The 21,205-nt window shown below is 70.4% G+C and carries 24 protein-coding genes; 10 read left to right on the top strand and 14 right to left on the bottom strand.

Annotated elements, in window-relative coordinates:
* Nucleotides 1–221: 221 nt before the first annotated feature.
* Entirely contained in the window at nucleotides 222–482 is a 261-nt protein-coding gene (gene rpsT / locus ACWED2_RS06180) for a 30S ribosomal protein S20 (protein WP_091316168.1), read from the bottom strand.
* 315 nt (nucleotides 483–797) lie between these two features.
* On the opposite strand from rpsT, the gene ACWED2_RS06175 reads away from it, so the two are divergent.
* Nucleotides 798–1,661: a DMT family transporter gene (locus ACWED2_RS06175; RefSeq protein ID WP_449689361.1), complete on the top strand. Its 864-nt coding sequence runs from the start codon at nucleotides 798–800 to the stop codon at nucleotides 1,659–1,661.
* A 23-nt stretch (nucleotides 1,662–1,684) separates the two neighbouring features.
* On the top strand, nucleotides 1,685–2,059 hold the full coding sequence (locus ACWED2_RS06170) for a VOC family protein (protein ID WP_449689360.1): 375 nt from the start codon (nucleotides 1,685–1,687) through the stop codon (nucleotides 2,057–2,059).
* Here the strand turns inward: ACWED2_RS06170 and ACWED2_RS06165 are convergent.
* The gene (locus tag ACWED2_RS06165; protein WP_449689359.1) at nucleotides 2,056–2,676 is read right to left on the bottom strand and encodes a class I SAM-dependent methyltransferase; all 621 of its coding nucleotides are present in this window, start codon (nucleotides 2,674–2,676) and stop codon (nucleotides 2,056–2,058) included. The two genes, ACWED2_RS06170 and ACWED2_RS06165, sit on opposite strands and share 4 nt — an antisense overlap.
* 115 nt (nucleotides 2,677–2,791) lie before the next feature.
* Between ACWED2_RS06165 and lepA the strand changes: the two genes are divergently transcribed.
* Entirely contained in the window at nucleotides 2,792–4,630 is a 1,839-nt protein-coding gene (gene lepA, locus ACWED2_RS06160) for a translation elongation factor 4 (RefSeq protein ID WP_449689358.1), read from the top strand.
* Nucleotides 4,631–4,762: 132 nt separating this feature from the next.
* Nucleotides 4,763–5,332, top strand: coding sequence for a Uma2 family endonuclease (locus ACWED2_RS06155; RefSeq protein ID WP_449689357.1), 570 nt, complete (start codon nucleotides 4,763–4,765; stop codon nucleotides 5,330–5,332).
* Between the two features lie 13 nt (nucleotides 5,333–5,345).
* Here ACWED2_RS06155 and ACWED2_RS06150 read toward each other — a convergent pair whose 3' ends face one another.
* The 4 genes from ACWED2_RS06150 to ACWED2_RS06135 form a co-directional block, all read right to left on the bottom strand.
* Nucleotides 5,346–5,924, bottom strand: a complete 579-nt coding sequence (locus ACWED2_RS06150; RefSeq protein WP_449689356.1) for a hypothetical protein — start codon at nucleotides 5,922–5,924, stop codon at nucleotides 5,346–5,348.
* Between the two features lie 26 nt (nucleotides 5,925–5,950).
* Nucleotides 5,951–6,397 (bottom strand): pyridoxamine 5'-phosphate oxidase family protein, encoded by a 447-nt coding sequence (locus ACWED2_RS06145; protein WP_354914787.1) that lies wholly within the window; start codon nucleotides 6,395–6,397, stop codon nucleotides 5,951–5,953.
* Nucleotides 6,398–6,484: 87 nt separating this feature from the next.
* Nucleotides 6,485–7,774, bottom strand: a complete 1,290-nt coding sequence (locus ACWED2_RS06140) for a hypothetical protein (protein ID WP_449689355.1) — start codon at nucleotides 7,772–7,774, stop codon at nucleotides 6,485–6,487.
* Between the two features lie 188 nt (nucleotides 7,775–7,962).
* On the bottom strand, nucleotides 7,963–9,735 hold the full coding sequence (locus tag ACWED2_RS06135) for a family 20 glycosylhydrolase (RefSeq protein WP_449689354.1): 1,773 nt from the start codon (nucleotides 9,733–9,735) through the stop codon (nucleotides 7,963–7,965).
* A 108-nt stretch (nucleotides 9,736–9,843) separates the two neighbouring features.
* Here ACWED2_RS06135 and ACWED2_RS06130 point away from each other — a divergent pair, with 108 nt between their 5' ends.
* Genes ACWED2_RS06130 through ACWED2_RS06120 form a run of 3 tightly spaced genes read left to right on the top strand, consistent with a single transcriptional unit; the run spans nucleotide 9,844 to nucleotide 11,829 of the window.
* A complete protein-coding gene (locus ACWED2_RS06130) occupies nucleotides 9,844–10,353 on the top strand; it encodes a MarR family winged helix-turn-helix transcriptional regulator (RefSeq protein ID WP_449689353.1) in 510 nt (169 codons plus the stop codon).
* 52 nt (nucleotides 10,354–10,405) lie between these two features.
* The gene (locus ACWED2_RS06125) at nucleotides 10,406–10,762 is read left to right on the top strand and encodes a nuclear transport factor 2 family protein (protein ID WP_449689352.1); all 357 of its coding nucleotides are present in this window, start codon (nucleotides 10,406–10,408) and stop codon (nucleotides 10,760–10,762) included.
* A gap of 17 nt (nucleotides 10,763–10,779) precedes the next feature.
* Nucleotides 10,780–11,829 (top strand): NAD(P)H-dependent flavin oxidoreductase, encoded by a 1,050-nt coding sequence (locus tag ACWED2_RS06120; RefSeq protein WP_449689351.1) that lies wholly within the window; start codon nucleotides 10,780–10,782, stop codon nucleotides 11,827–11,829.
* Here ACWED2_RS06120 and ACWED2_RS06115 read toward each other — a convergent pair.
* From ACWED2_RS06115 to ACWED2_RS06105, 3 genes are all read right to left on the bottom strand, one after another.
* Nucleotides 11,826–13,259 (bottom strand): amino acid permease, encoded by a 1,434-nt coding sequence (locus ACWED2_RS06115; protein ID WP_449689350.1) that lies wholly within the window; start codon nucleotides 13,257–13,259, stop codon nucleotides 11,826–11,828. The genes ACWED2_RS06120 and ACWED2_RS06115 overlap by 4 nt on opposite strands.
* 90 nt (nucleotides 13,260–13,349) lie before the next feature.
* Nucleotides 13,350–14,390 (bottom strand): alpha/beta fold hydrolase, encoded by a 1,041-nt coding sequence (locus ACWED2_RS06110; RefSeq protein WP_449689349.1) that lies wholly within the window; start codon nucleotides 14,388–14,390, stop codon nucleotides 13,350–13,352.
* 146 nt (nucleotides 14,391–14,536) lie between these two features.
* Entirely contained in the window at nucleotides 14,537–15,502 is a 966-nt protein-coding gene (locus tag ACWED2_RS06105; protein ID WP_449689348.1) for a quinone oxidoreductase family protein, read from the bottom strand.
* 59 nt (nucleotides 15,503–15,561) lie between these two features.
* Between ACWED2_RS06105 and ACWED2_RS06100 the strand changes: the two genes are divergently transcribed.
* Genes ACWED2_RS06100 through ACWED2_RS06090 form a run of 3 tightly spaced genes read left to right on the top strand, consistent with a single transcriptional unit; the run spans nucleotide 15,562 to nucleotide 16,600 of the window.
* Nucleotides 15,562–15,765, top strand: coding sequence for a hypothetical protein (locus tag ACWED2_RS06100; protein ID WP_449689347.1), 204 nt, complete (start codon nucleotides 15,562–15,564; stop codon nucleotides 15,763–15,765).
* 11 nt (nucleotides 15,766–15,776) lie between these two features.
* Nucleotides 15,777–16,235, top strand: coding sequence for a ribonuclease domain-containing protein (locus ACWED2_RS06095; protein WP_449689346.1), 459 nt, complete (start codon nucleotides 15,777–15,779; stop codon nucleotides 16,233–16,235).
* Entirely contained in the window at nucleotides 16,232–16,600 is a 369-nt protein-coding gene (locus ACWED2_RS06090; RefSeq protein ID WP_449689345.1) for a barstar family protein, read from the top strand. Before ACWED2_RS06095 ends, ACWED2_RS06090 begins: the two co-directional genes overlap by 4 nt.
* A 6-nt stretch (nucleotides 16,601–16,606) precedes the next feature.
* On the opposite strand, the gene ACWED2_RS06085 is transcribed toward ACWED2_RS06090, so the two are convergent.
* From ACWED2_RS06085 to cysD, 5 genes are all read right to left on the bottom strand, one after another.
* Nucleotides 16,607–17,374 carry an enoyl-CoA hydratase family protein gene (locus ACWED2_RS06085; protein WP_449689344.1) on the bottom strand — a complete coding sequence of 256 codons (768 nt, stop codon included), beginning with the start codon at nucleotides 17,372–17,374 and terminating at the stop codon, nucleotides 16,607–16,609.
* Nucleotides 17,375–17,503: 129 nt separating this feature from the next.
* Nucleotides 17,504–18,133 carry a cyclase gene (locus tag ACWED2_RS06080; protein WP_449689343.1) on the bottom strand — a complete coding sequence of 210 codons (630 nt, stop codon included), beginning with the start codon at nucleotides 18,131–18,133 and terminating at the stop codon, nucleotides 17,504–17,506.
* Between the two features lie 154 nt (nucleotides 18,134–18,287).
* Entirely contained in the window at nucleotides 18,288–19,025 is a 738-nt protein-coding gene (locus tag ACWED2_RS06075; RefSeq protein WP_449689342.1) for a sirohydrochlorin chelatase, read from the bottom strand.
* The gene (locus ACWED2_RS06070; RefSeq protein WP_449689341.1) at nucleotides 19,022–20,284 is read right to left on the bottom strand and encodes a sulfate adenylyltransferase subunit 1; all 1,263 of its coding nucleotides are present in this window, start codon (nucleotides 20,282–20,284) and stop codon (nucleotides 19,022–19,024) included. The genes ACWED2_RS06075 and ACWED2_RS06070 overlap by 4 nt, the downstream gene beginning before the upstream one ends.
* The gene (gene cysD / locus ACWED2_RS06065) at nucleotides 20,284–21,204 is read right to left on the bottom strand and encodes a sulfate adenylyltransferase subunit CysD (protein ID WP_449689340.1); all 921 of its coding nucleotides are present in this window, start codon (nucleotides 21,202–21,204) and stop codon (nucleotides 20,284–20,286) included. The genes ACWED2_RS06070 and cysD overlap by 1 nt, the downstream gene beginning before the upstream one ends.
* Nucleotide 21,205 lies beyond the last annotated feature (1 nt).

Raw genomic sequence — 21,205 nt, 5'->3', positions numbered from 1 at the left:
GGGTGGCGGCCGCCAAGGGCGACCGCTCACCGCCCGGGCTACGCGCTGGAGCGCGCGGTCCTCGGGGTGGCGGCCGCCAAGGGCGACCACTCACCGCCCGGGCTACGCGCTGGAGCGAGCGGTCCTCGGAGTGGGCGGAGGCCCACCGCCCGGAAAGGGGCCCCCGCCGGGCATGAAGAAGGCCCCGGCCGAAGCCGGGGCCTTCCCAGAAATCAACCAGCTCAGAGCGCGTTGACGCGCTTGGCCAGCGCCGACTTCTTGTTGGCGGCCTGGTTGGCGTGGATCACGCCCTTCGAGACGGCCTTGTCCAGCTTCTGGGCGGCGTCGCGCTGCAGCTCGGCGGCCTTGGCCTTGTCGCCGGCCTCGGCGGCTTCGCGGACCTTGCGGATCGCGGTCTTCACCGAGGACCGGATCGCCTGGTTGCGCTGACGCGCCTTCTCGTTCGTCGTGATGCGCTTGATCTGCGACTTGATGTTGGCCATAGGGCAACTCCTGTTTCACTCGGTGAGATCGCCGCCGCGCTGAAGTGGCCCCGGAAATACCGGGTTTCCTCCATGACGGAATGCCGCACGGGCAGCGAGCGTCCACTCTAACAGCCGGGCCCGCGGCGGGAGTACGGTGGGCGGCGGTAGTGCCTAGGGTTCCGTCGCCGGCCCGCACCAGCAGCCCCACAACCAGGGCCGGCGGGGCTGGTCCGAGCGGCACCATCGGCGGGCCCGGACGGCCGGTCGTTCATCTGACGGGGCAAAAGCCTGGAGGACCCGGTTTTCGCGTGCGCGAAACCCAGGAAAGGGTCCATGAACGTCACCGCACTGTCCCTCGTCCTCGTCGCCGCCGTCGTGCACGCCGCGTGGAACCTCGTGGCCAAGCGGATTTCCTCCGGTGGCACGCAGTTCGTCTGGCTCTACTACACCACCAGTGCCGTCTTGCTGCTGCCGGTCACGATCGTGCTGCTCGTCACCGGAACCGACCGTCCACAGTGGAGCTGGTTGCTCGCCGCCGTGGTCACTTCCCTGCTGCACATCGCCTACGGCGTCGTGCTGCAGCGCGGGTACCGCGTCGGCGACCTCTCCGTCGTCTACCCCGTCGCGCGCGGCACCGGGCCGCTGCTGTCCGTGCTGGCCGCCGTCCTGGTGCTCGGCGAACGGCCCGGCCCGCTCGGCCTGCTCGGCGCGTTCCTGGTCGTCGCCGGGGTGCTGGTGATCAGCACCGGCCGCAAGGCGGACGACCCTCGAGCGGTCAAAGCCGGGATCCTGTACGGCCTGCTGACCGGGGCCGTCATCGCCGGCTACACGCTCTGGGACGCGCACTCGGTGACCGGCCTGGGCGTGCCGCCGGTCGTCTACTTCGGCCTCGGCTCGATCCTGCAGAGCGTGCTGCTCGTGCCCGGCGCGCTGGCCGATCGCGCCGAAGTGCGGCGGATCTGGCGCGAGCAGCGCCGCGAAGTCGTCCTGGTCGCGGTCCTTTCGCCGATCGCCTACATCCTCGTGCTGTTCGCCCTCACCATGGCGCCGGTCAGCCTGGTCGCGCCCGCCCGGGAGCTGAGCATCGTGCTCGGCGGCCTCGCCGCGTGGCTGGTCCTCGGCGAGAGTGACGCGGTGCGGCGGCTCGCCGGGTCGGCGGTCGTGCTGTCCGGCATCGCGGCGATTGCGGCCGCCTGAGGCCGTCCGGTAGGGATGGGCGGATGGAGATCCTGAAGAGCCGGCTGCTGATCCGCCCGCGGGACGCCGCCGCGTCCACGGCGTTCTACCGCGACACCCTCGGCCTGGCCGTGGAGCGGGAATTCCCCGGTGGCACCGTGTTCTTCCTCGGCCACGGCTCCCTGGAGGTCTCCGGTGCGGGCGAGGCGGGCGCGTCGCCCGATCTGGTGCTCTGGCTGCAGGTCCGGGACCTCGCCGGCACCCTGGCCGGCCTCAAGGCCAAGGGGCTGGAGCCGGTGCGTGACGCCCAGCGCGAGCCGTGGGGCCTCGACGAGGCCTGGATCGCCGATCCGGACGGCACGCGCATCGTGCTGGTCGAGGTCCCCGAGGGCCACCCGATCCGCACGGACACCCGCTAAGCGGGCTTGACCGCGCGCAGCTGCGCGGCGAGCGCGGCGAACCCCGGCGGTTCCCAGGTCCAGGTCTGCAGGTCGGCGAAGCCGGCGGCGGCGGCTTCGTCGGCCAGGACGTGCCTGCTCACCGGCAGCCACTTCTCGTGCGCGGACAGCAGCAGCCGCCCGCCCGGACGCAGCACCCGGAACAGCTCGGCGAACCCGGCCGCGCGGTCGTCCCACAGCATGACGTTGTTCACGCTCAGCACGACGTCGACGGACTCGTCCGGCTCGCCGGTGTGCGCTGCCGACCCTTCGCGCAGCTCGGCGCGGTCGCCGCAGCGCTCCTGGCACAGCGTGAGCATCTCGAGGGAGGGGTCGACGCCGACGGCGCGCCCGGCCAGGCGAGCTGCGGCCTCCAGGCCGACGCCGGGGCCGGGCCCGACGACCAGAACGGTCTCGTCGGGTTCGATCTTCGCCAGGTCGACGACGCGGTGTTCGGTGGCGGCGTTGCCGCGGGCCATGACCCAGCCGCCGAGGCGGCCGAGCGCGCCGGAAGGGTGACCGAACGTCCGGTCGAGGACGCGGGCGAACCCGCTGGTCTCCGGCTGGGGAGGGGGTGCCGGCTGGTGCGTATTGCTCATACTTCGAGGGCACCACGGATCACGAAATGCCGCATCGGGGATGACCCCCACCCGCACCCGGAGGGCCATGGGAACATAGAGGTGGCCATCCCCGACTTTCCGAGGACTCATTCGAGTGACGACGTTCGCCGACACCACCTTCACGCCTCCGGAGCTCATCCGGAACTTCTGCATCATCGCGCACATCGACCACGGCAAGTCGACCCTGGCCGACCGCATGCTGCAGCTCACCGGCGTCGTCGAAGAGCGCGCCATGCGGGCCCAGTACCTCGACCGGATGGACATCGAGCGCGAACGCGGCATCACGATCAAGGCGCAGAACGTCCGGCTGCCCTGGCAGGTCGACGGGCAGGACCACGTCCTGCACATGATCGACACGCCCGGCCACGTGGACTTCACCTACGAGGTCTCCCGGGCCCTGGAGGCGTGCGAAGGCGCGATCCTGCTGGTCGACGCCGCGCAGGGGATCGAGGCTCAGACGCTGGCCAACCTCTACCTCGCCCTGGAGAACAACCTCCAGATCATCCCGGTGCTCAACAAGATCGACCTGCCCTCGGCCGACCCCGACAAGTACGCGGGTGAGCTGGCCCACATCATCGGCTGCGAGCCGGAGGATGTGCTGCGGGTCTCGGCCAAGACCGGCATGGGCGTCGCCGAGCTGCTCGACGAGGTCGTCAAGCAGGTGCCGGCGCCGCAGGGCGACGCCGACGCGCCCGCCCGCGCGATGATCTTCGACTCGGTCTACGACACCTACCGGGGCGTCGTCACCTACATCCGCGTCGTCGACGGCAAGATCACCCCGCGCGAGCGGATCCGGATGATGTCGACCGGCGCCACGCACGAGCTTCTCGAGGTCGGGATCATCTCGCCGGAGCCCAAGCCGAGCAAGGGCCTCGGCGTCGGCGAGGTCGGCTACCTCATCACCGGGGTGAAGGACGTCCGCCAGTCGAAGGTCGGCGACACCGTGACGTCGGAGCGGCACGGCGCCAAGGAGGCGCTGGCCGGCTACCGCGAACCGAAGCCGATGGTCTACTCGGGCCTGTACCCGGTGGACGGTTCCGACTACCCCGAGCTGCGCGAAGCGCTGGACAAGCTCCAGCTCAACGACGCCGCGCTCGACTACGAGCCGGAGACATCGGTGGCGCTGGGCTTCGGCTTCCGCTGCGGCTTCCTCGGCCTGCTGCACCTGGAGATCACCCGCGACCGGCTCGAGCGCGAATTCGGCCTCGACCTGATCTCGACGGCACCGAACGTCATCTACCGCGTGGTGCTCGAAGACCGCAGCGAGGTCGTCGTGACGAACCCGTCCGACTGGCCGACCGGGCTGAAGATCGCCGAAGTGCACGAGCCGGTGTCGAAGGTGAGCATCCTCGCGCCGTCGGAGTTCGTCGGCACGATCATGGAGCTGTGCCAGACCAAGCGTGGCAGCCTGCTCGGCATGGACTACCTGTCCGAGGACCGCGTCGAGCTGCGCTACAACATTCCGCTGGCGGAAATCATCTTCGATTTCTTCGACACGCTGAAGTCGCGTACGCGCGGCTACGCGTCCCTCGATTACGAAGAGGCCGGTGAGCAGATTTCGGACCTCGTCAAGGTGGACATCCTGCTGCAGGGCGAAACCGTGGACGCGTTCTCGGCGATCGTGCACAAGGACGCGGCGTACGGCTACGGCAACCGCATGGCGACGCGGCTGCGCGAGCTGATCCCGCGCCAGCAGTTCGAGGTCCCGATCCAGGCGGCGGTCGGCTCGCGGATCATCGCCCGCGAGACGATTCGCGCCATCCGCAAGGACGTGCTGGCCAAGTGCTACGGCGGTGACATCTCGCGGAAGCGGAAGCTGCTGGAAAAGCAGAAGGAAGGCAAGAAGCGGATGAAGACCGTCGGCCGGGTCGAGGTTCCGCAGGAAGCCTTCGTCGCCGCACTGTCCACTGAGGACTCCGGCAAGAAGAAGTAACTGTTCCGTTGATGTGACAGTGGCGCCCATATTCACGCCACCGCGTGAATATGGGCGCCGAACTCGCGTTCGATGCGGTTTCTGTCGGTGGTCTCTGGTTCGCTCTGGTGCGAAGAGCGAAAGGAGAGCACCATGACGGTCATGGCAGACATCGAGCATCCCGCCGATTCGGGCCCCCTGACGGTGCACGACCTCGAGGGGATCCCGTTTGATGGCCGACGATACGAACTCGTCGACGGGGTGCTCATCGTGAGCCCCACGCCGGGGCTCAGACACCAGACCATTGGGTATTGGCTCTACGGAGTGCTCGAGTCAGCGTGTCCGGCTGAGTACTACGTCGTTGGAGCACCATTTGCGGTGCACTCGGGTGACAAGATCGAGCTCCAGCCGGACGTCCTGGTCGGCTTAGGCAAGGATTTCACTGAGAAGGATCTCCCGGCGCCCCCGGTGCTGGCGGTCGAGGTGCTGTCGCCCAGCACAGCGATCCACGACCTCAACACCAAGAAAGCGGTCTACGAGCGGCTCGGGACCGGCAGCTATTGGGTAATTGACCCGAAGGAGCCCGCGCTGACGGTGTTCGAGCTCGACAAGGAGGGACGCTACCAGCAGGTGGCCAAGGCGGCAGGCGACGAGGCGGTCGAGCTCGAGCGGCCGTTCCCGGTGCGGATCGTGCCACGAGAGCTGCTGGGCCGGCTCGGCTGAGCGGCTGGGCCCGTCAGTCCTGCAGGAAGCGGGTGCCGCGGAACTGGGCGTCCAGCTGCCGGTTGCGCAGTTCCTTCCGGAGCCGGTCGAGCATCGCGTCGAACAAAGCCGGGGGCAGGATTGCCGTCTGCTCGAACTGCCGCCGCTCGGGTGGGGCCGGCTGGAGCTTGCTTCGAGGCGCGTAGCGCTGCACCGAGCTCTCGACGCCGCCGCCGGTGACCAGGTCGACCCAGAGGGCGTCGCGCAGGTAGCCGTCGCCGAAGCGGGCCGAACGGCGGACGGTGACTTGGGCGATCTCCGGCCAGGGCACCAGCCGCGTGCTGAGCGTGCCCGCGGGCAGGCGGAGACCCTCGTCACCGATGGTGAGGTCACGCAGGGCTTCGAAGCCGCGCTTGAGGTCGCGGGCGCGGGAGACGCGGTAGGCCACCACGGCGGCGAGCACGGTCGCCGCGTAGGCACCGCCGATCAGCCACGGCGAGAGGCCGCGCACCAGTCCGGTGGCCAGCGCCGCGCCGAACCCGGCATCGGCGACGACGAGCAAGCCGACGAGGACCTTGACCGGCGTGGTCACGCGGGGCGGGGACTCGGACAACGGGACGACTCCTGGGGCCGGAGGGGTCAGGGATTGCCGATTATCCGGTCTGCCCGGATGAACACCGCGACCCGCCGCTCTTCGGCCATCACGCGGTCGTACTCGGCCCAGTCGTCGTGCGTCCCGGTGGCGGCGATGAAGACGTCACGCAGCAGCTGCGGCAGGCCCGCCGGATCGAAGGCGGGATCGGGGTCGTCCGGCCCGATGAGGTGGGTGGCGCCGGTGACGGAGAGCCAGTTCCACCCCCGCCGGAAGGTCAGGGTGGCGTGCCCGGCCCGCCGCAGCAGCGCAAGCTTGTGCGCCTTCCCGACGGCAACGTAGGCGACACCCGGCGCGCCGGTCACCGGATCATCGAAGACACCGGCGTTGACGACGGAGGCGTGCACGGTGCCGTCCGCCCGCGTCGTGGCGACGGTGGCGAGGCCGTGCTCCTGCAGCGACAGGGTGCGAACCTGCTCCAGATCAGCGCTCATGCCCCAACCTAACCCACCCGGCGGCGGCGGTGTTCCCGTTGCGCTGAGTGGGCGGCCCGAGTACGCGCGGTGAGATGGCTGGTGGACTCAAGGCATGATCTTGTGCAGCACGTCTCCCCAGGAGTTCATCACCTTGCCGAGCTCCGTGCCCGCTGTCGCCGCTCCGGTCAAGGCCGCGAGGGCCAGCTTGATGATTCCGCGGTTGCGCTTCTCGGGTGGCTTCTCGGCCGCCTCCGCGAGGTATTCGACGTTGTCGATCAGTTCCTGTGTCGCCTCGCTGTCGAGGCCATCGTGGGACAGAACCGCCTGTTTGAGAGCTTCCAGTGCAGTGGCTGTGTCCGAGCCGGATTGGTTGACGACGCTCGCGAGCGTCGAGTTGACGGTGGCGATCTGCATGCCGTTGATCGTTCCGCCCTTGATGGTCATCGAGATGCGCGGCTCCGGGGCCCGTTGCCCGGATGCTTCCGCGTAGTCGGGCATGCGTTCTCGCACCTCTTCCAGGTAGTCCAATCCCAGTACCAGATAGGATTCCGCCAGGGTGAAAGGAGAAGCGACACCCGGACACGTGCACGCAGTCGAGCCCGAGACGAGCCTGCCGAAGCCCTGCAGCACTTCCGGGCTCAGGCCGCGGAGGACGTTGGCCGCATCCACGACCCATTGCAGCACTGGCGGCGACGAGGAACCCGTCGACTCCGGAGACCTTTCAAGCTGTCGCCCCGCCTTGATCTGGGTTTCGAGATCTTCGGTGATCAGGCGCGCGAGGATGCCTTCTTTGAGCCGGGCGAAGCGGGGAGCATGTACGATGTCCGGTACGTCGATCAGCGAATCGGGCACCGGGAAATCCCGCAGTTTCGTGCTGATCGAGAGCAGGGCCTTGCAGATGTCCTGGACCTTGGCTCTCAGGTAGGCGGGGCTGTACGCTGCTCCGGGCTGGATCGCCTGGTCGAGCAGGTAGCTGGCCTCACCGGTCCCGTCGGTGTCGAAGCTCACCCACCCGTCGAAGTTCTTCAGGCCGCTCCAGCGATCGGCGAGAGCGCACGAGTCGCTCAGCCATGTGGCGGCAGTGACGAGGCGCTGGCGAAGCCGTGGATCGACCGGTACCGGAACTGTCGCGGGGTCGGGAGGAGGCGGAGGCTTGAACCTCGCTCGTTGCCTGGCCATCACCGCTTCGTACTCGGCCACGGCGTCGTAGAAAGAATCAGGGGTGCCGCCGCGCGGCGATGGACGCCGCCGCTCGACACGTTCGGCCGCCCACGGGGCGAGGCTTGCGTTGGCCGCGCGAGCTTGCTGGCTCAGTTGGCTGCTGAATAGTGCCAAGGCGTCGCGGACGTTTCGATTCTGCTCGGCTATGACGCTTCTGGCTGCCGCCCCATCCATGGGTGTCGATGGTTCAGGAGATTCGCGTTTCTGGCAAGGGCTGCCGGAATTGTTTGATTATTTTTCCGGTGATGGGTATTTGCTAAATTCACGTCGGTGAGTGCTTTGAGTACCGGGGCGAGCTAATGGCCGGAGTTCACTGCTCATTGTTGCGGCCGGACCCGCCGAGGGCGGGCCCGGCTCTCACCTCAACAGGCGCCGTTGTCGGACCAGACTCCCCACTGGCCCGTCGTTCCCGGCTCCTCGCCCTGCGTCCACCACTTCGCCGTCCACTTGTGGCCGTTGTGGGACACCACGTTCCCGCCCGTGTACACCTGCGTGGCGCTCCACGCCGGGTCCGTGCACGTGCCCGGGTTCGTCGTCCCGCCCGTGTCCCACGCCACCTGCGACGACCGGTAGAAGCCGATCCCCTGCGCCACCCAGCGGGGTGCCTGCGCGCCCAGCCGGGTCCGGAAGGTCGTCCAGTCGTGGGTCGACCACGGGGACCAGCCCAGTTCCGCGTGCGCCGCCAAGCGGGGGAACGCCAGGTAGTCGATGTTCGACGGCGTCACCACCGTCTCCGTCCACAGTGGAGACTCCACGCCGCGGACCGCCGATTCGCCCACGCCCGACAGGTACGCTCCCGGGTTCCAGTTGTACGCGTCCTGGACCTCGATGTAGCCCGCCCACGACAGGCCGATGGGCGTCGAGCTGTTGTACTTCATGTCCAGGTACGCCTTGTTCGCCGGCGACAGGATCACCTTGCTGCCGCGGGAAACCGCCGTCGAGACACCCTGATCCGACGTCGTGGTCCCCCAGAACTGCGGCGTCGCCGAAGCGGGCAGCGTGGCCTTCGCGATGTCGTGCCAGCCCACCGCCGATTTGCCCGTCGCCGCCACCAGGGGGAGGACCTTGTTCATGAACGTCAGGTAGTCCGCCTGTGAGGTCGCCGATGCTTCGTCGCCGCCGATGTGGAGGTACGGGCCCGGGGTCAGGGCCGCCAGCTCGCGCAGGACGTCCGCGATGAACTTGTACGTGATGTCCTTCGAGATGCACAACGAGCTGTAGCCGACCGCCGTGTCCGTGCGCAGGGCCGGGGCCACGCCGTTGCAGTTCAGCTCCGCGTACGACGCCAGGGCCGCGTTCACGTGCCCCGGCATGTCGATCTCCGGGATGATCGTGATGTGGCGTGAAGCGGCGTAGTTCACGATGTCCGTGTACTGCGCCTTCGTGTAGTAGCCGCCCGCGCCGCCGCCGACCTGGGTGCTGCCGCCGTACGTCGTCAGGCGGGGCCAGCTGTCGATCTGGATGCGCCAGCCCTGGTCGTCCGCCAGGTGCAGGTGGAGGTGGTTGATCTTGTATTGGGCCAGCTGGTCGACATACCTCTTGACCGTCGACACCGGGTGGAAGTGGCGGGCGACGTCGAGCATCGCGCCGCGGTAGCCGAACCGCGGGTAGTCCACGATCGTCGCGCCCGGGATGCTCCACGGCCCGGGCTGCGCGGAGGTGCTTTCGACGCGCCCCGGCAGGAGCTGCCGCAACGTCTGGACGCCGGCGAAGAGCCCGTCGGCGGTCGTGGCCCGCACGGTGACCGAGGACGCCGTCGACACCAGCTGGTAGCCCTGCGCGCCGACGGCCGCGGGTGCGCCGCTGAGCAGCAGCGCGATGCTGCCGGACGGCACGGACGCCGGCGCGTCGGACACCGGCAGCGCGAAGCCGGTCGACGGCCGCAGCACGCCGGCCAGGTAGTCGCCGACCTGGCGGGCCGGCGCCGACCCGGCTTCGGTGACGATCGAAGTGGTCGAGACCAGCGGGAACGCGACCCCGGCCGCCGGGGTCACCGAGACCGGCACCGGCACGATCGACTGCAACGCCGGCGTGGCCGCCGCGGCCGGCGTGAGGTGTGCGGCTGTCGTACCGGCGCCGACCAGGGCCAGGACGGCGAGTGCGCGGCCGAGCCGCCGCGCCAACGGATGCTTCACCGGGGGACCTCCAGGCAGAAGGGGCGCGACCTCGCCGTCGCGCCTGCCCGGATCGTCGCATTTCCCGCGCTGATGGTCTAGACCAGTTTGGGTGGTTAAGCTCGCCGCGTGACAGGGGACTTCGCGCCGGGGTCGCCGTTCGCGCTGCTTTCGGGCGCCGAGACGGCCGCCTGGTACGCCTACATGAAGGTGCACCTCCGGCTGGAGTACGAGCTGAACCGGCAGTTGCGCGCCGACAGCGGGATCTCGCTCGCCGACTACCACGTGCTGGTGGCGCTCACGAGCGCGCCCGGCGGCCGGATGCGGGTCACCGACCTCGCGATCCGCATCGGCTGGGAGCGCAGCCGGCTGTCGCACCACCTGAAGCGGATGCGGGCGCGCGAGCTGGTCGAGACCGGGACCGCCGCCGACGACCGCCGGGTGACCGAGGTCGTGCTGTCGGAAACGGGCTGGGAGACGCTGCGGCAGGCGGCGCCGGACCACGTCGGGTTCGTGCGGCAGGCGTTCCTGGATGCCCTCGGCGCGGAGGAGAAGGCTCAGCTGACGGCCCTGCTGGACCGCGTCTACGACAGGCTCGTCGAGCACGGCAGCCTGCCCCGGCCGAACGACCACCCCTGACAGTTACGTGACATGTCACGTAATATGGCCGCGGAGTCTGAGGAGGACGCGCATGGCGACGGTGGCCGAGCTGATGGAAGCCAACCTGCTCAAGGTGTTCAACGAGCGTGACGACGAACGGCGGGCGAAGGCGATCGCCGAGACCTACGCGGCCGACGTCGAGTTCGCCGACCCGGACGGCGTCACGACCGGCCACGAGGAGCTGAACGCCAAGGCGAAGGGCCTGCTCGGGCAGTCCCCGGGCTTCGTGTTCGCGCCCGACGGCCCGGTGCTGGTCAACCACGACATGGGGCACCTCGCGTGGCGGCTCGGCCCGGAGGGCGAACCGCCGGTGGTGCGGGGGATCGACGTCGCGCTGGTCGAGAACGGGCTGATCACGAAGCTCTACACGATGCTGCTGCCCGCCTGAGGACTACGCTCGGTGGCATGTTCGACGAGCTGACGTTCCCGGTCGTCGCCGCGCCGATGGCCGGTGGGCCCACCACTCCGGAGCTGGTCGCCGCGGTGGCCGAGGCCGGTGGCTTCGGCTTCCTCTCCGCCGGCATGCTCACCCCCGCCGCGCTGGCCGCGCAGATCGACCGGACGCGGGAGCTCACCGGGAGTGCGTTCGGCGTCAACCTCTTCGTCCCGCAGCCGGACACCGGCGCCGACGTCGGCGCCCACCGCGAGCGGCTCGAGGAGTTCGCCCGCGAGTACGACGTCGAACTGGGCGAACCGAAGTGGGACGACGACAGCTACCCCGCGAAGCTGGACGTCGTCCTGGAGAAGCGGATCCCCGTGGTGTCGTTCACCTTCGGCCCGCCCACCCCGTCGGACGTCGTGCGCCTGAAGGAGGCGGGGAGCACGGTCGTCGTCACCGTGACCACGCCGGAAGCCGCGCAGCGGGCGGCGGACCTCGGCGCCGACGCGCTGGTCCTGCAGGGCTTCGAGGCCGGCGGGCACCGGAGCCTGTTCACCGACGACCCCCACCGGCCCGGCGGCGGCGCCGAATACGGCGTGCTCGCGCTGCTGCGGCTCGTCGCCGCCCGGGTCGACCTGCCGCTGATCGCCGCCGGCGGGCTGGTGCACGGCGCGGACGTCGCCGCCGTGCTCGCCGCCGGGGCCGCCGCGGCCCAGCTGGGCACGGTCTTCCTGCGCGCGGACGAAGCCGGGACGTCCGAGGCGCACCGCAAGGCCCTCGCCGTCGCCGAGCGAGAGACGGCCTTCACCCGCGCCTTCAGCGGCCGCCCGGCGCGCGGGCTGGTCAACAAGTTCATGGACGCCCTGTCCGAGGGCGCGCCGGCCGCGTACCCGCAGCTCAACCACCTGGCGGGCCCGGTGCGCAAGGCCTCTGCGAAGGCAGGAGACCCCGAGGCGATCTCGCTGTGGGCGGGCCAGACGTACCCGCTCGCCTACGACGCCTCGGCCGCGGTGATCATCGAACGGCTGAAGGTCGAGGCGCGCGAAGCCGCCGCGCGCCTCGACCGGATCCGCTAGCGGTTCAGCACCGAGTGCCGCCGGCTGTACAGGAAGTAGACGATCAGGCCGATCACGAACCAGACCGCGAACCGCAGCCAGGTCGCCGGCTGCAGGAACGTGATCAGCCAGATCGAGAACACGACGCCGATCGCGGGTACCACCGGCATGCCCGGGGTCTTGAACGTGCGCGGCAGGTCCGGCTGCTTGTAGCGCAGCACGATCACCGCGACGCAGACGACGACGAACGCGAGCAGGATGCCGATGTTCGTCAGCTCGGCCGCCTCGCCGATGGGCAGCACGCCGGCGATGATCGCGGACGCGCCGCCGAGGATCCAGGTCATCCGGCTCGGCACCTGCCGCGTCGGGTGGGTCTTGCCCAGCCACGGCGGCAGCAGGCCGTCGCGGCTCATCGAGTAGCCGACGCGGGTCGCACCCATCAGGAACGTGAACAGCACGGTGAGGATGCCGACGATCGCGCCGATCGCGATGACCGTGGCCAGCCCGTCGAGGCCGACCGACTTGAACGCCGTCGAGAACCCGCTCTTCGGGTCGATCTCGGTGTACTTCTGCATGCCGGTGAGCACCAGGCAGGCCAGCACGTACAGCACCATCGAGATGGCCAGCGAGTACAGGATCGCCTTCGGCATGTGCCGCTGCGCGTCCTTCGACTCCTCGGCCGCGGTCGACATCGCGTCGTAGCCGAAGACGGCGAAGAACACCGTCGCGGCGCCGGTCACCGCGCCGCCGAAGCCCGCGGGCGCGAACGGCGTGTAGTTGCCGGTCTTGACGTAGAAGAAGCCGACCAGGATGACGACCAGCACGATCAGGACCTTGATCCCGACCATCGCCGTCTCGAACCGGGCGGCGCTGCGGATGCCGCGGTTGAGCAGGAACGCGATCAGCAGGCACAGCAGCGCGGCGAACAGGTCGACCTTGTGGCCCGGCCCGGTGCCGGGCGCGCCGAGCATCCACGCGGGCAGGTCGAGGCCGATCTGGCCGAGCAGGAAGTTGAAGTAGCCGGAGATGCCGATCGCCACCACCGACACGATCGCGGTGTACTCCAGCAGCAGGTCCCAGCCGATGAACCAGCCGACGACCTCGCCGAGCACCGCGTAGCCGTAGGTGTAGGCCGAACCCGCCTTCGGGATCAGGCCGGCGAACTCGGCGTAGGAGAACGCCGCCGCCGCACTGGCGATCCCGGCGATGAGGAAGGAGATCAGCACGGCCGGGCCGACACCCGGGATGCCCGCCGCGTCGTCGCCGTGCGCGACGCTGCCGGCGAGGGCGAAGATCCCGGCACCGATGATGCCGCCGATGCCGATCGCGGTCAGCTGCCACAGCCCCAGGGTGCGTTGCAGCCCGCCGCTTTCGGTCGTGTCCTGGATCTGGTCGATCGGCTTGCGCCGGAAGATGCCGGAGCTCGAGCCCAGGCCTTCTGGAGCGGACATCGTCGTCTCCCGAACGGTCGGTGGAGGGCCCGGATCACGGACCCTCGCCGGAACCTACCGCCAACTCCGCGGGCCTACAGCCTGAGCGCGTCAGCCCGCCGCGGTGCCCTCGCTGACGGCCTTCGGCGCCGCGGCGGCCGCCCGCTTGGCCTGGGTGGTCCGGACCGCGCCCGCCGCGAAGTAGGTGAGCAGCTCCGCGACCTCCACCGGGTCGTCGAGCTGCGGGCAGTGCCCCCAGTCCTCGCGGACCAGCAGCCTGCTGTGCGGCACCAGCGTGTGCAGCTGCCGCCCGGACGCCGCGGTGACGAGCTTGTCCTTGCCGCACGCGACGACCAGGAGCGGGACCCGGACCGAGTCGAGGCGGTAGGCGTCGGCGAGCTCCGCGACCAGCTGGCGGGCCTGCTCGAGGCGGCTCTTCGTCGCGCGGTAGTCCGGGAAGAGCGCGGTGAAGCGCTGCACGTGGGTCGCGTCGGCCGCGCCCGAGTCGGCGTAGAGCAGCCGCGGGACGAGCTGCTCGGCGACCGTGCGCACCAGGAACCCCGGCACCGGGACGGGCAGGGACGAGTACAGCCGCAGTGGCAGGGGGTAGCGCGCCACCGCGCGGATCAGCCACGAGTCGACGAAGCCCGGCGCGGCGATGGACACCACCCCGGAGATCGGCAGGCGGCTGTTCTGCGCCGCGCGCAGGCTCATGGTGCCGCCGAGGGAGTTGCCGGCCAGCACGACCGAGCCGAGCACGGCCTGTTCGCGGACGACGGCGGTGGTGAAGGCATCGAGCTGCGGCAGCATCGGGCCCGGCCGCAGCGGCTGGGCGTCCCCGAAGCCGGGCAGATCGACCGCGACCGCCGGGATCCCGGCGGCCGCGAGCTGCTCCAGGGCGGGGCGCCAGGTGTCGGCGCTGTCGCAGTAGCCGTGCAGGAGCACCAGGCGCGGTGCGGTGGGCCGGACGTGCGGAGCGGCGGCCCGGCGACGCAGGGCGCGGCGTGGAACCTCCGGCTCGGCGGCGGTTTCGCCGACCTCGAGCACACGGGTGCGGACGCCGGCGTAGCGCCGGAAGGACACCCGGATCGGGTCCTCGTCACTGGGCCGGCCGCCCGGGGTCGCCGACGCGGGCCGCTTCGTCGCGGTCATGACTACAGATTACCTGGCCGGGCTTGGGTTTTGGTGGAATCTCGGTGCTAACGACCAGGTCTCGAACTGAAGACGTCGAAAAATCACCGGATGCCGAAAGCATTCCGTACTGGGCGGATCCGGGGATCCGCCCAGCTCACGGCGGTCTAGCGGGTGAAGACGATCTTGCCGGCGGTGTTCCCGTCGAGCATCGCCTGGAAGCCCTTCGGTGCCTCGGAAAATGGAAGTTCCACGCCGATCTGCGGCCGGATCCCGGTCAGGTCGAGGTAGGCGAGCAGGTCCGCGAGCTCGTCGCGGGTCCCCATGGTCGAGCCGGCGACGCGCAGCTGGAGGAAGAAGACGCGCTGCAGCTCCGCGTGCGCGTCCGGGCCGCTGGTCGAGCCCGAGACCACGATGATCCCGCCCGGCTTGAGCGATTTGACCGAGTGCGACCAGGTCGCCTTGCCGACTGTCTCGAACACGGCGTCGACGCGCTCGGGCAGCCGCGCGCCCGACTCGAACGCCTGGTGCGCGCCGAGGCCGGTGGCGAGGGCGCGCTTCTCCTCGGTGCGGCCGGTGACCCAGACCCGGAACCCGGCCGCGCGGCCGAGCTGGATCAGTGCCGTCGAGACACCGCCGGAGGCGCCCTGCACGAGCATCGTCTGCCCCGGCCGCAGCCCGGACTTCACGAACAGCATCCGGTAGGCGGTCAGCCAGGCCGTGCCCATGGTGGCGGCTTCGGCGAAGCTGAGCGCCGCGGGCTTCGGGACGACGTTGCGGGCCGGCACGACGACCTGGTCGGCGAAGCTGCCCTGGTGCTTCTCGGTGAGCAGCGAGCGCTTCGGGTCGAGGGTGTCGTCGCCCTGCCAGCCAGGCGCGTTGATCACCGAGTGGAGGACGACCTCGGTGCCGTCGTCGAGGGTGCCCGCGCCGTCGCAGCCGAGGATCATCGGGAACTGGTCGGGTTTGATCCCGACCCCGCGCAGCGTCCAGAGGTCGTGCATGTTGAGGCTGGCCGCCTTGACGTGCACGCGGACCCAGCCGTCGGGCACTTCGGGTTCGGGGCGCTCGCCCACGACGAGCGAGTCCAGCGGGCTGTCGGCGTTGGGTTCCTGCGCGTACACGGCGAACATGTCCTGCAACGTACCGCCCCTCGCACGCGGTGGCAGCAGGGCGCGCGTAGGCTCACACCGTGTTCAACGGGCTTGCCGACTGGTGGGACGGGGTCGAGCTGTGGCTCGCCCAGGCCTGGTTCCCGGTGCAGTTCGTGCTGGTCATGGTGGTCGTCGTGCCGCTGTGCCTGGCCGCCGCGTGGGTGCTCGACAAGGTCGTCGGGCTGTTCGCCCGCCGGCTGGCTCCGGGGCGTGACGACGACTCCTCCGACACCCCGGCATAGGCTCGCGCACCATGTTCAACCGAAGGCGGATCACCGCCGCGCTGATCGGGCTCCTCGTGCTGGTGCTGGGGGGCTGGCTGGTCAAGGACAACCTCGGCGGCTCGTCGTCGCCCGGAACCCCGTCGAGCACTTCCGCCGGTGCCCCCGCCAAGGGTGGCGCCGCGGTGCCGGGCACGGAATCCGGGCTGCCGGTGAAGGCGCTTTCCGCGCTGCCGCCGCAGGCCGCGGACACGTGGAAGCTGATCGAGGCGGGCGGCCCGTACCCCTACCCGCGCAACGACGACGTCGTCTTCGAGAACCGCGAGAAGAGATTGCCCGGCAAGAAGTCCGGCTACTACCACGAGTACACGGTGAAGACCCCGGGCAGCCCGGACCGCGGCGCCCGGCGGCTGATCACCGGCCAGGCGCACGAGCTGTACTACACCGGCGACCACTACGCGTCGTTCGTCGTCGTGGACCCGGCCCGATGAGCGCCGGCGACCAGGCGAAGGCCGCCGCGGAAGAGGCGTTCGCCCGGGGCGCGTACCCGCACCTGGTGAACTCGCGGCCGACCGTCGACAAGGCCAGCACGCTCGACGCCTTCGCCGAAGCACTGTCCTTTCCGGACTACTTCGGCCACAACCTCGACGCGCTCTACGACTGCCTGACCGACCTCTCGTGGCTGCCGCCGGGCGAGCACGTGCTGATCTGGCCGGGCTCGGACGCGCTGCGCAAGGCCGAACCCAAGACGTACCTGGCCATCCGCAGCGTGCTTTCGGACGCCCAGCGGGCCCTCGGCCCGAGCGGCCGCGGCGCCGGTTCGTGGCGGCTCACCGTGGTGCTGCCGGACGTCTGATCCGCTTCAGTCCCGGGGGACCCAGTTCGGCTTGCGTTTCTGGGCGAAGGCCAGGATGCCCTCCTGGCCTTCCTCACCGGCGAAGAACTTCGCCGACAGGCCGAGCATCTCCTCGAAGCCGTCCGACGGCGTGGCCGGGCGGGGCCGGCTCAGCAGCGCCTTCGTCTCGGCCAGCGCCTTCGGCCCGCCCGCCGCCAGCGACTTCACGAACCGGGCCACTTCGGCGTCGAGGTCGTCGGTCGCCGAGTTCAGCAGGCCGATCTCGACCGCGCGGCGCGCGTCGAACGTGTCGCCCGTCAGGAACAGCTCGTGCGCCGCACGCGGGTTCAACCGGGGGAGCACCGTCAGGGAGATGATCGCCGGGACCACGCCGATGCGGACTTCGGAGAAGGCGAACGTCGCGGCCGGCACGGCCACGGCGATGTCGCACGCCGCCACCATGCCGATGCCGCCCGCGCGGGCGGGGCCGGCCAGGCGGGCGACCACCGGCTTCGGGCTGGTCCACAGCTGCTCGAGGATGCGGGGGAACTCGTTCACGCCCTGGTCGCCCGCGCCGGCGCCGCGGGCCTCCTTGAGGTCCATCCCCGCGCAGAACACCGGCCCGGTGTGGGTCAGCACGATCACGCGCACGGCGTCGTCGGCGGCCGCCTTCGTCAGCGAGTCCGAGAGCTCGCGGCGCAGCTGCGCGGACAGCGCGTTGCGGTTGTGCGGGGAGTCCAGGGTGATCGTGGCGGTGCCGCCCACCACGTCGTAGTGCACCAGTTCGTCAGCCATGACCGTCACCCTTGCACACTCCCCGCCGGTGGCCGGTGTTACGCGGGGCACAGGGCCGCGCGACGCCCACTCGGACATGGTGACGGTCACCCCGCGGGCGGCCCGGCCGCCCGCGGGGTGATCCGGCGTTCAGCCGATGGTCGTGGTGGTGAAGACCGGGCTGGGGTTGGGGAAGCAGGCCGTCGGCGCCGTGAGGTCGCCGATGATCGTGCTCGCCACCGCCTTGAACGTCAGGCCCGGGTCGCTGTAGCTGGTGCCGCCCAGCTTCGTCTGGATGGTGCCCGACTGGCCCGCCTTCAGGTGCGCGGTGACGGTGGGCAGTTCGAACGTCGCGCCGCCGGCGATCGGGCCGGGGAAGCTCAGCGTGGCGACTCCGTTCGCGACGGAGATGGTCGGCGGGGTCGAGCCGAGACCCGAGCCGCCCGCCAGGTCCGCGCCGACGTACGACGAGTTGGCCGGGATCGGGATCTTGAGCGCGAAGGTGTTGATGTTCTTGACCTTGTTCCCGCTGACCGTACTCGGAACGGTGTTCGGCGCGGGGTCGATGACGACGTCGAACGCGCCGCCGGGCGCGACCGTGGCGGGTGCCGTGACGGTGGCGTCCTGGTTCAGCGCCACCTTCTGCGGCCCGACGATCGGGGCGTTGGCCTGGCAGTCGAAGGTGACGCTGGTGGCCGCCGACGCCGGGGCGGCGAGGGCGATCGGGAGCGCCGCGGCCGCGGTCAGCGCGGCCAGCCGGGAAAAGTGAAGAGCTTTCATCTGTGTCCACCTACCTGCGGTTTCACGAGGGGAGGGAAGAAAGCTGCGCAGCCGTTCCGATTGTTACCGGCAAGTTAAGTAGTGCGTCAAGGATTCACTGTTCCCATACGCGGTCGGTAACAGAAATGTGAATAAGACTCGCCTTTCGGCGGTGTCAGGCGTACTGGCGGAGCAATCCGCTCACCGCGGACGCATACCGGCCGACGACGACGTCGGCCACGCGCGGGTCGTCGGCCAGCGGCTCGGCGATGAACGCCTTCGGGTCCGCTTCGCGGGCCAACCGCGCGATCCGGTCCGGCAGCAGGCCCGGCGCCAGGAACCACGACGCGACGACCAGGTGCCGCACGCCCCGCGCCCGCAACGCCGCCGCCGCGGTGGGGATGTCCGGCTGGGTGGCGGAAGCGAACGCCTCGCTCACCGGCACGCCCAGCCGCTGCTCCCAGCGGGCAGCCAGCGAAGCGACCACGGCGTTCGCGGAAGCGTTCGACGAGCCCACCGCACTCACGATCACGCCGGCGCCGCCGCGGTGCGGCGCGGACGCCAGCCGGTCCAGGGCGACCGCCTCCAGTGCCGGGTCGGCGCCCAGCACGTCCGAAACCTGCACCCGGAAGCCCGGACAGGATGCCGTCACCGAGTCGATCAGCGCCGGGAGGTCGACGCGGGCGTGGAACGCGCTGCCCAGCAGCAGTGGCACCACGACCGCCGACCGGTGGCCGTCGGCGTACAGCGACTGCAGCACGTCGGTGACCAAAGGCGACGAAAGGTCCAGGAAGGACTCGTACACCGCAACGCCCGGTGCCTGGGCGCGTACGACGTCGACGAGCGCCCGCACGGTCGCCGCCGAGCGGGGGTCGCGGCTGCCGTGCGCGACGGCGACCAGGGGTGGCGTCACGAGAAGCGCTCACCCACCAGCCCGGCGGCGAGGGTGTCGCCGTCCTTCGGGTCGATCACCAGGAACGCGCCGGTGCGCGGGCTGACGCCGTAGTCGTCGACGCCCAGCTCCTCGGACAGCCGCAGCGTGACGCGGCCGATGTCGTTGAGCTCCAACGAATCCGGCGCGTCCACACTGGACAGTGTCTGCTCGTCGAACCGCGCGTGCAGCTCGTCCACCAGCGCCTGCACCGTGCGCGTGCCGTGCTTGACCAGCACGCGCGCGCCCGGCTTCAGCGGCTTGGACGACAGCCAGCACAGCGTGCCGGTGATCTCGTCGGTGACGCGCGGCGGCGCGTCCGCGGCGGCGATCAGGTCGCCGCGGGAGATGTCGATGTCGTCGGTGAGCAGCAGCGTCACCGATGTTCCGGCGCCGGCTTCCTGCAGTGGCCCGTCCGCGGTGTCGATCCGCTCGACGCGGCTGCGGATGCCCTGCGGCAGCACGACGACCTCGTCGCCCGGCCGGACCGTGCCCGCGGCGATCTGGCCCGCGTAGCCGCGGTAGTCCGGGTACTCGGGCGTGCGCGGCCGGATCACGTACTGCACCGGGAACCGCAGCGCCGAGTCGTGCGGGTCGGGCGCGACCGGCACCTCCTCCAGGTGCTCCAGCAGGCTGGGGCCGGTGTACCACGGCGTCCGCTCCGAGCGGGTCGCGACGTTGTCGCCCTCGAGCGCGGACACCGGGATGGCGAGCACGGAACCCCGCTCGTAGCCCAGCGACTCCGCGTGCGCGGCGAACTCCTCGGCGATCACCGTGAACGTTGCTTCGTCGTAGCCCACGAGGTCGATCTTGTTCACCGCCAGCACCAGCTGCGGCACGCCGAGCAGGGCCAGCACGGCCGCGTGCCGCCGGGTCTGCTCGATCACGCCCTTGCGCGCGTCGACCAGCAGCACGGCCAGCTGCGCGGTGGACGCGCCGGTCACCGTGTTGCGCGTGTACTGCACGTGCCCCGGCGTGTCGGCCAGCACGAACGACCGCTTCGGCGTGGCGAAGTACCGATAGGCGACGTCGATGGTGATGCCCTGCTCGCGCTCCGAGCGCAGGCCGTCCACCAGCAGCGAAAGGTCCGGAGTGGACAGTCCCTTGTCGACGGACGCGCGGGTGACGGCGTCGAGCTGGTCGGCGAGCACCGATTTCGTGTCGTACAGCAGCCGGCCGACCAGGGTGGACTTGCCGTCGTCGACGCTCCCGGCCGTGGCCAGGCGCAGCAGCGAACTCATCAGAAGTACCCCTCACGCTTGCGGTCTTCCATGGCCGCCTCGGACATCCGGTCGTCGGCCCGGGTCGCGCCGCGCTCGGTGAGCCGCGAGGCCGACACCTCGGCGATGACCTCTTCGACGGTGGCCGCGGTGGATTCGATCGCGCCGGTGCACGAGCCGTCGCCGACGGTCCGGTAGCGCACGGTCAGCTCGCGGACCTCTTCGCCCGGCCGCGGGCCGCCCCACGGGCCTTCGGCCAGCAGCATCCCGTCGCGCTGGTAGACCTCGCGCTGGTGCGCGTAGTAGATCGACGGCAGCTCGACCTTCTCGCGGGCGATGTAGTTCCACACGTCGGCCTCGGTCCAGTTGGACAGCGGGAAGACGCGGACCTGCTCGCCCGGGCGGTGCCTGCCGTTGTAGAGGTTCCACAGCTCGGGCCGCTGCCGGCGCGGTTCCCACTGGCCGAAGGCGTTGCGGAGGCTGAAGATCCGCTCCTTGGCCCGGGCGCGTTCCTCGTCGCGGCGGCCGCCGCCGAAGACGGCGTCGAACTTGTGCTCCGCGATCGTGTCGAGCAGCGGCGTGGTCTGCAGCGGGTTGCGCATCCCGTCGGCGCGCTCTTCCAGGCGCCCGTCGTCGATCCAGTCCTGCACCTTCGCGACGACCAGGCGCAGCCCGTGGCGCTCGACGACGCGGTCGCGGAACTCGATGACCTCGTCGAAGTTGTGCCCGGTGTCCACGTGCAGCAGCGGGAACGGCACCGGCGCCGGCCAGAACGCCTTGATCGCCAGGTGCAGCAGCAGCGTCGAGTCCTTGCCGCCGGAGAAGAGGATCACCGGCCGGTCGAACTCGCCCGCCACCTCCCGGAAGATGTGGATGGCTTCGGACTCGAGCGCGGCCAGGTTGTCCTGTGCCGCATCGGTCGCGGGCTCCAAGGTCGTCATG

It is taken from the genome of Amycolatopsis sp. NPDC005003, from assembly GCF_053600695.1.
Note: the sequence above shows the minus strand (reverse complement) of the source record. Positions and strands in the feature narration are given on the sequence as shown.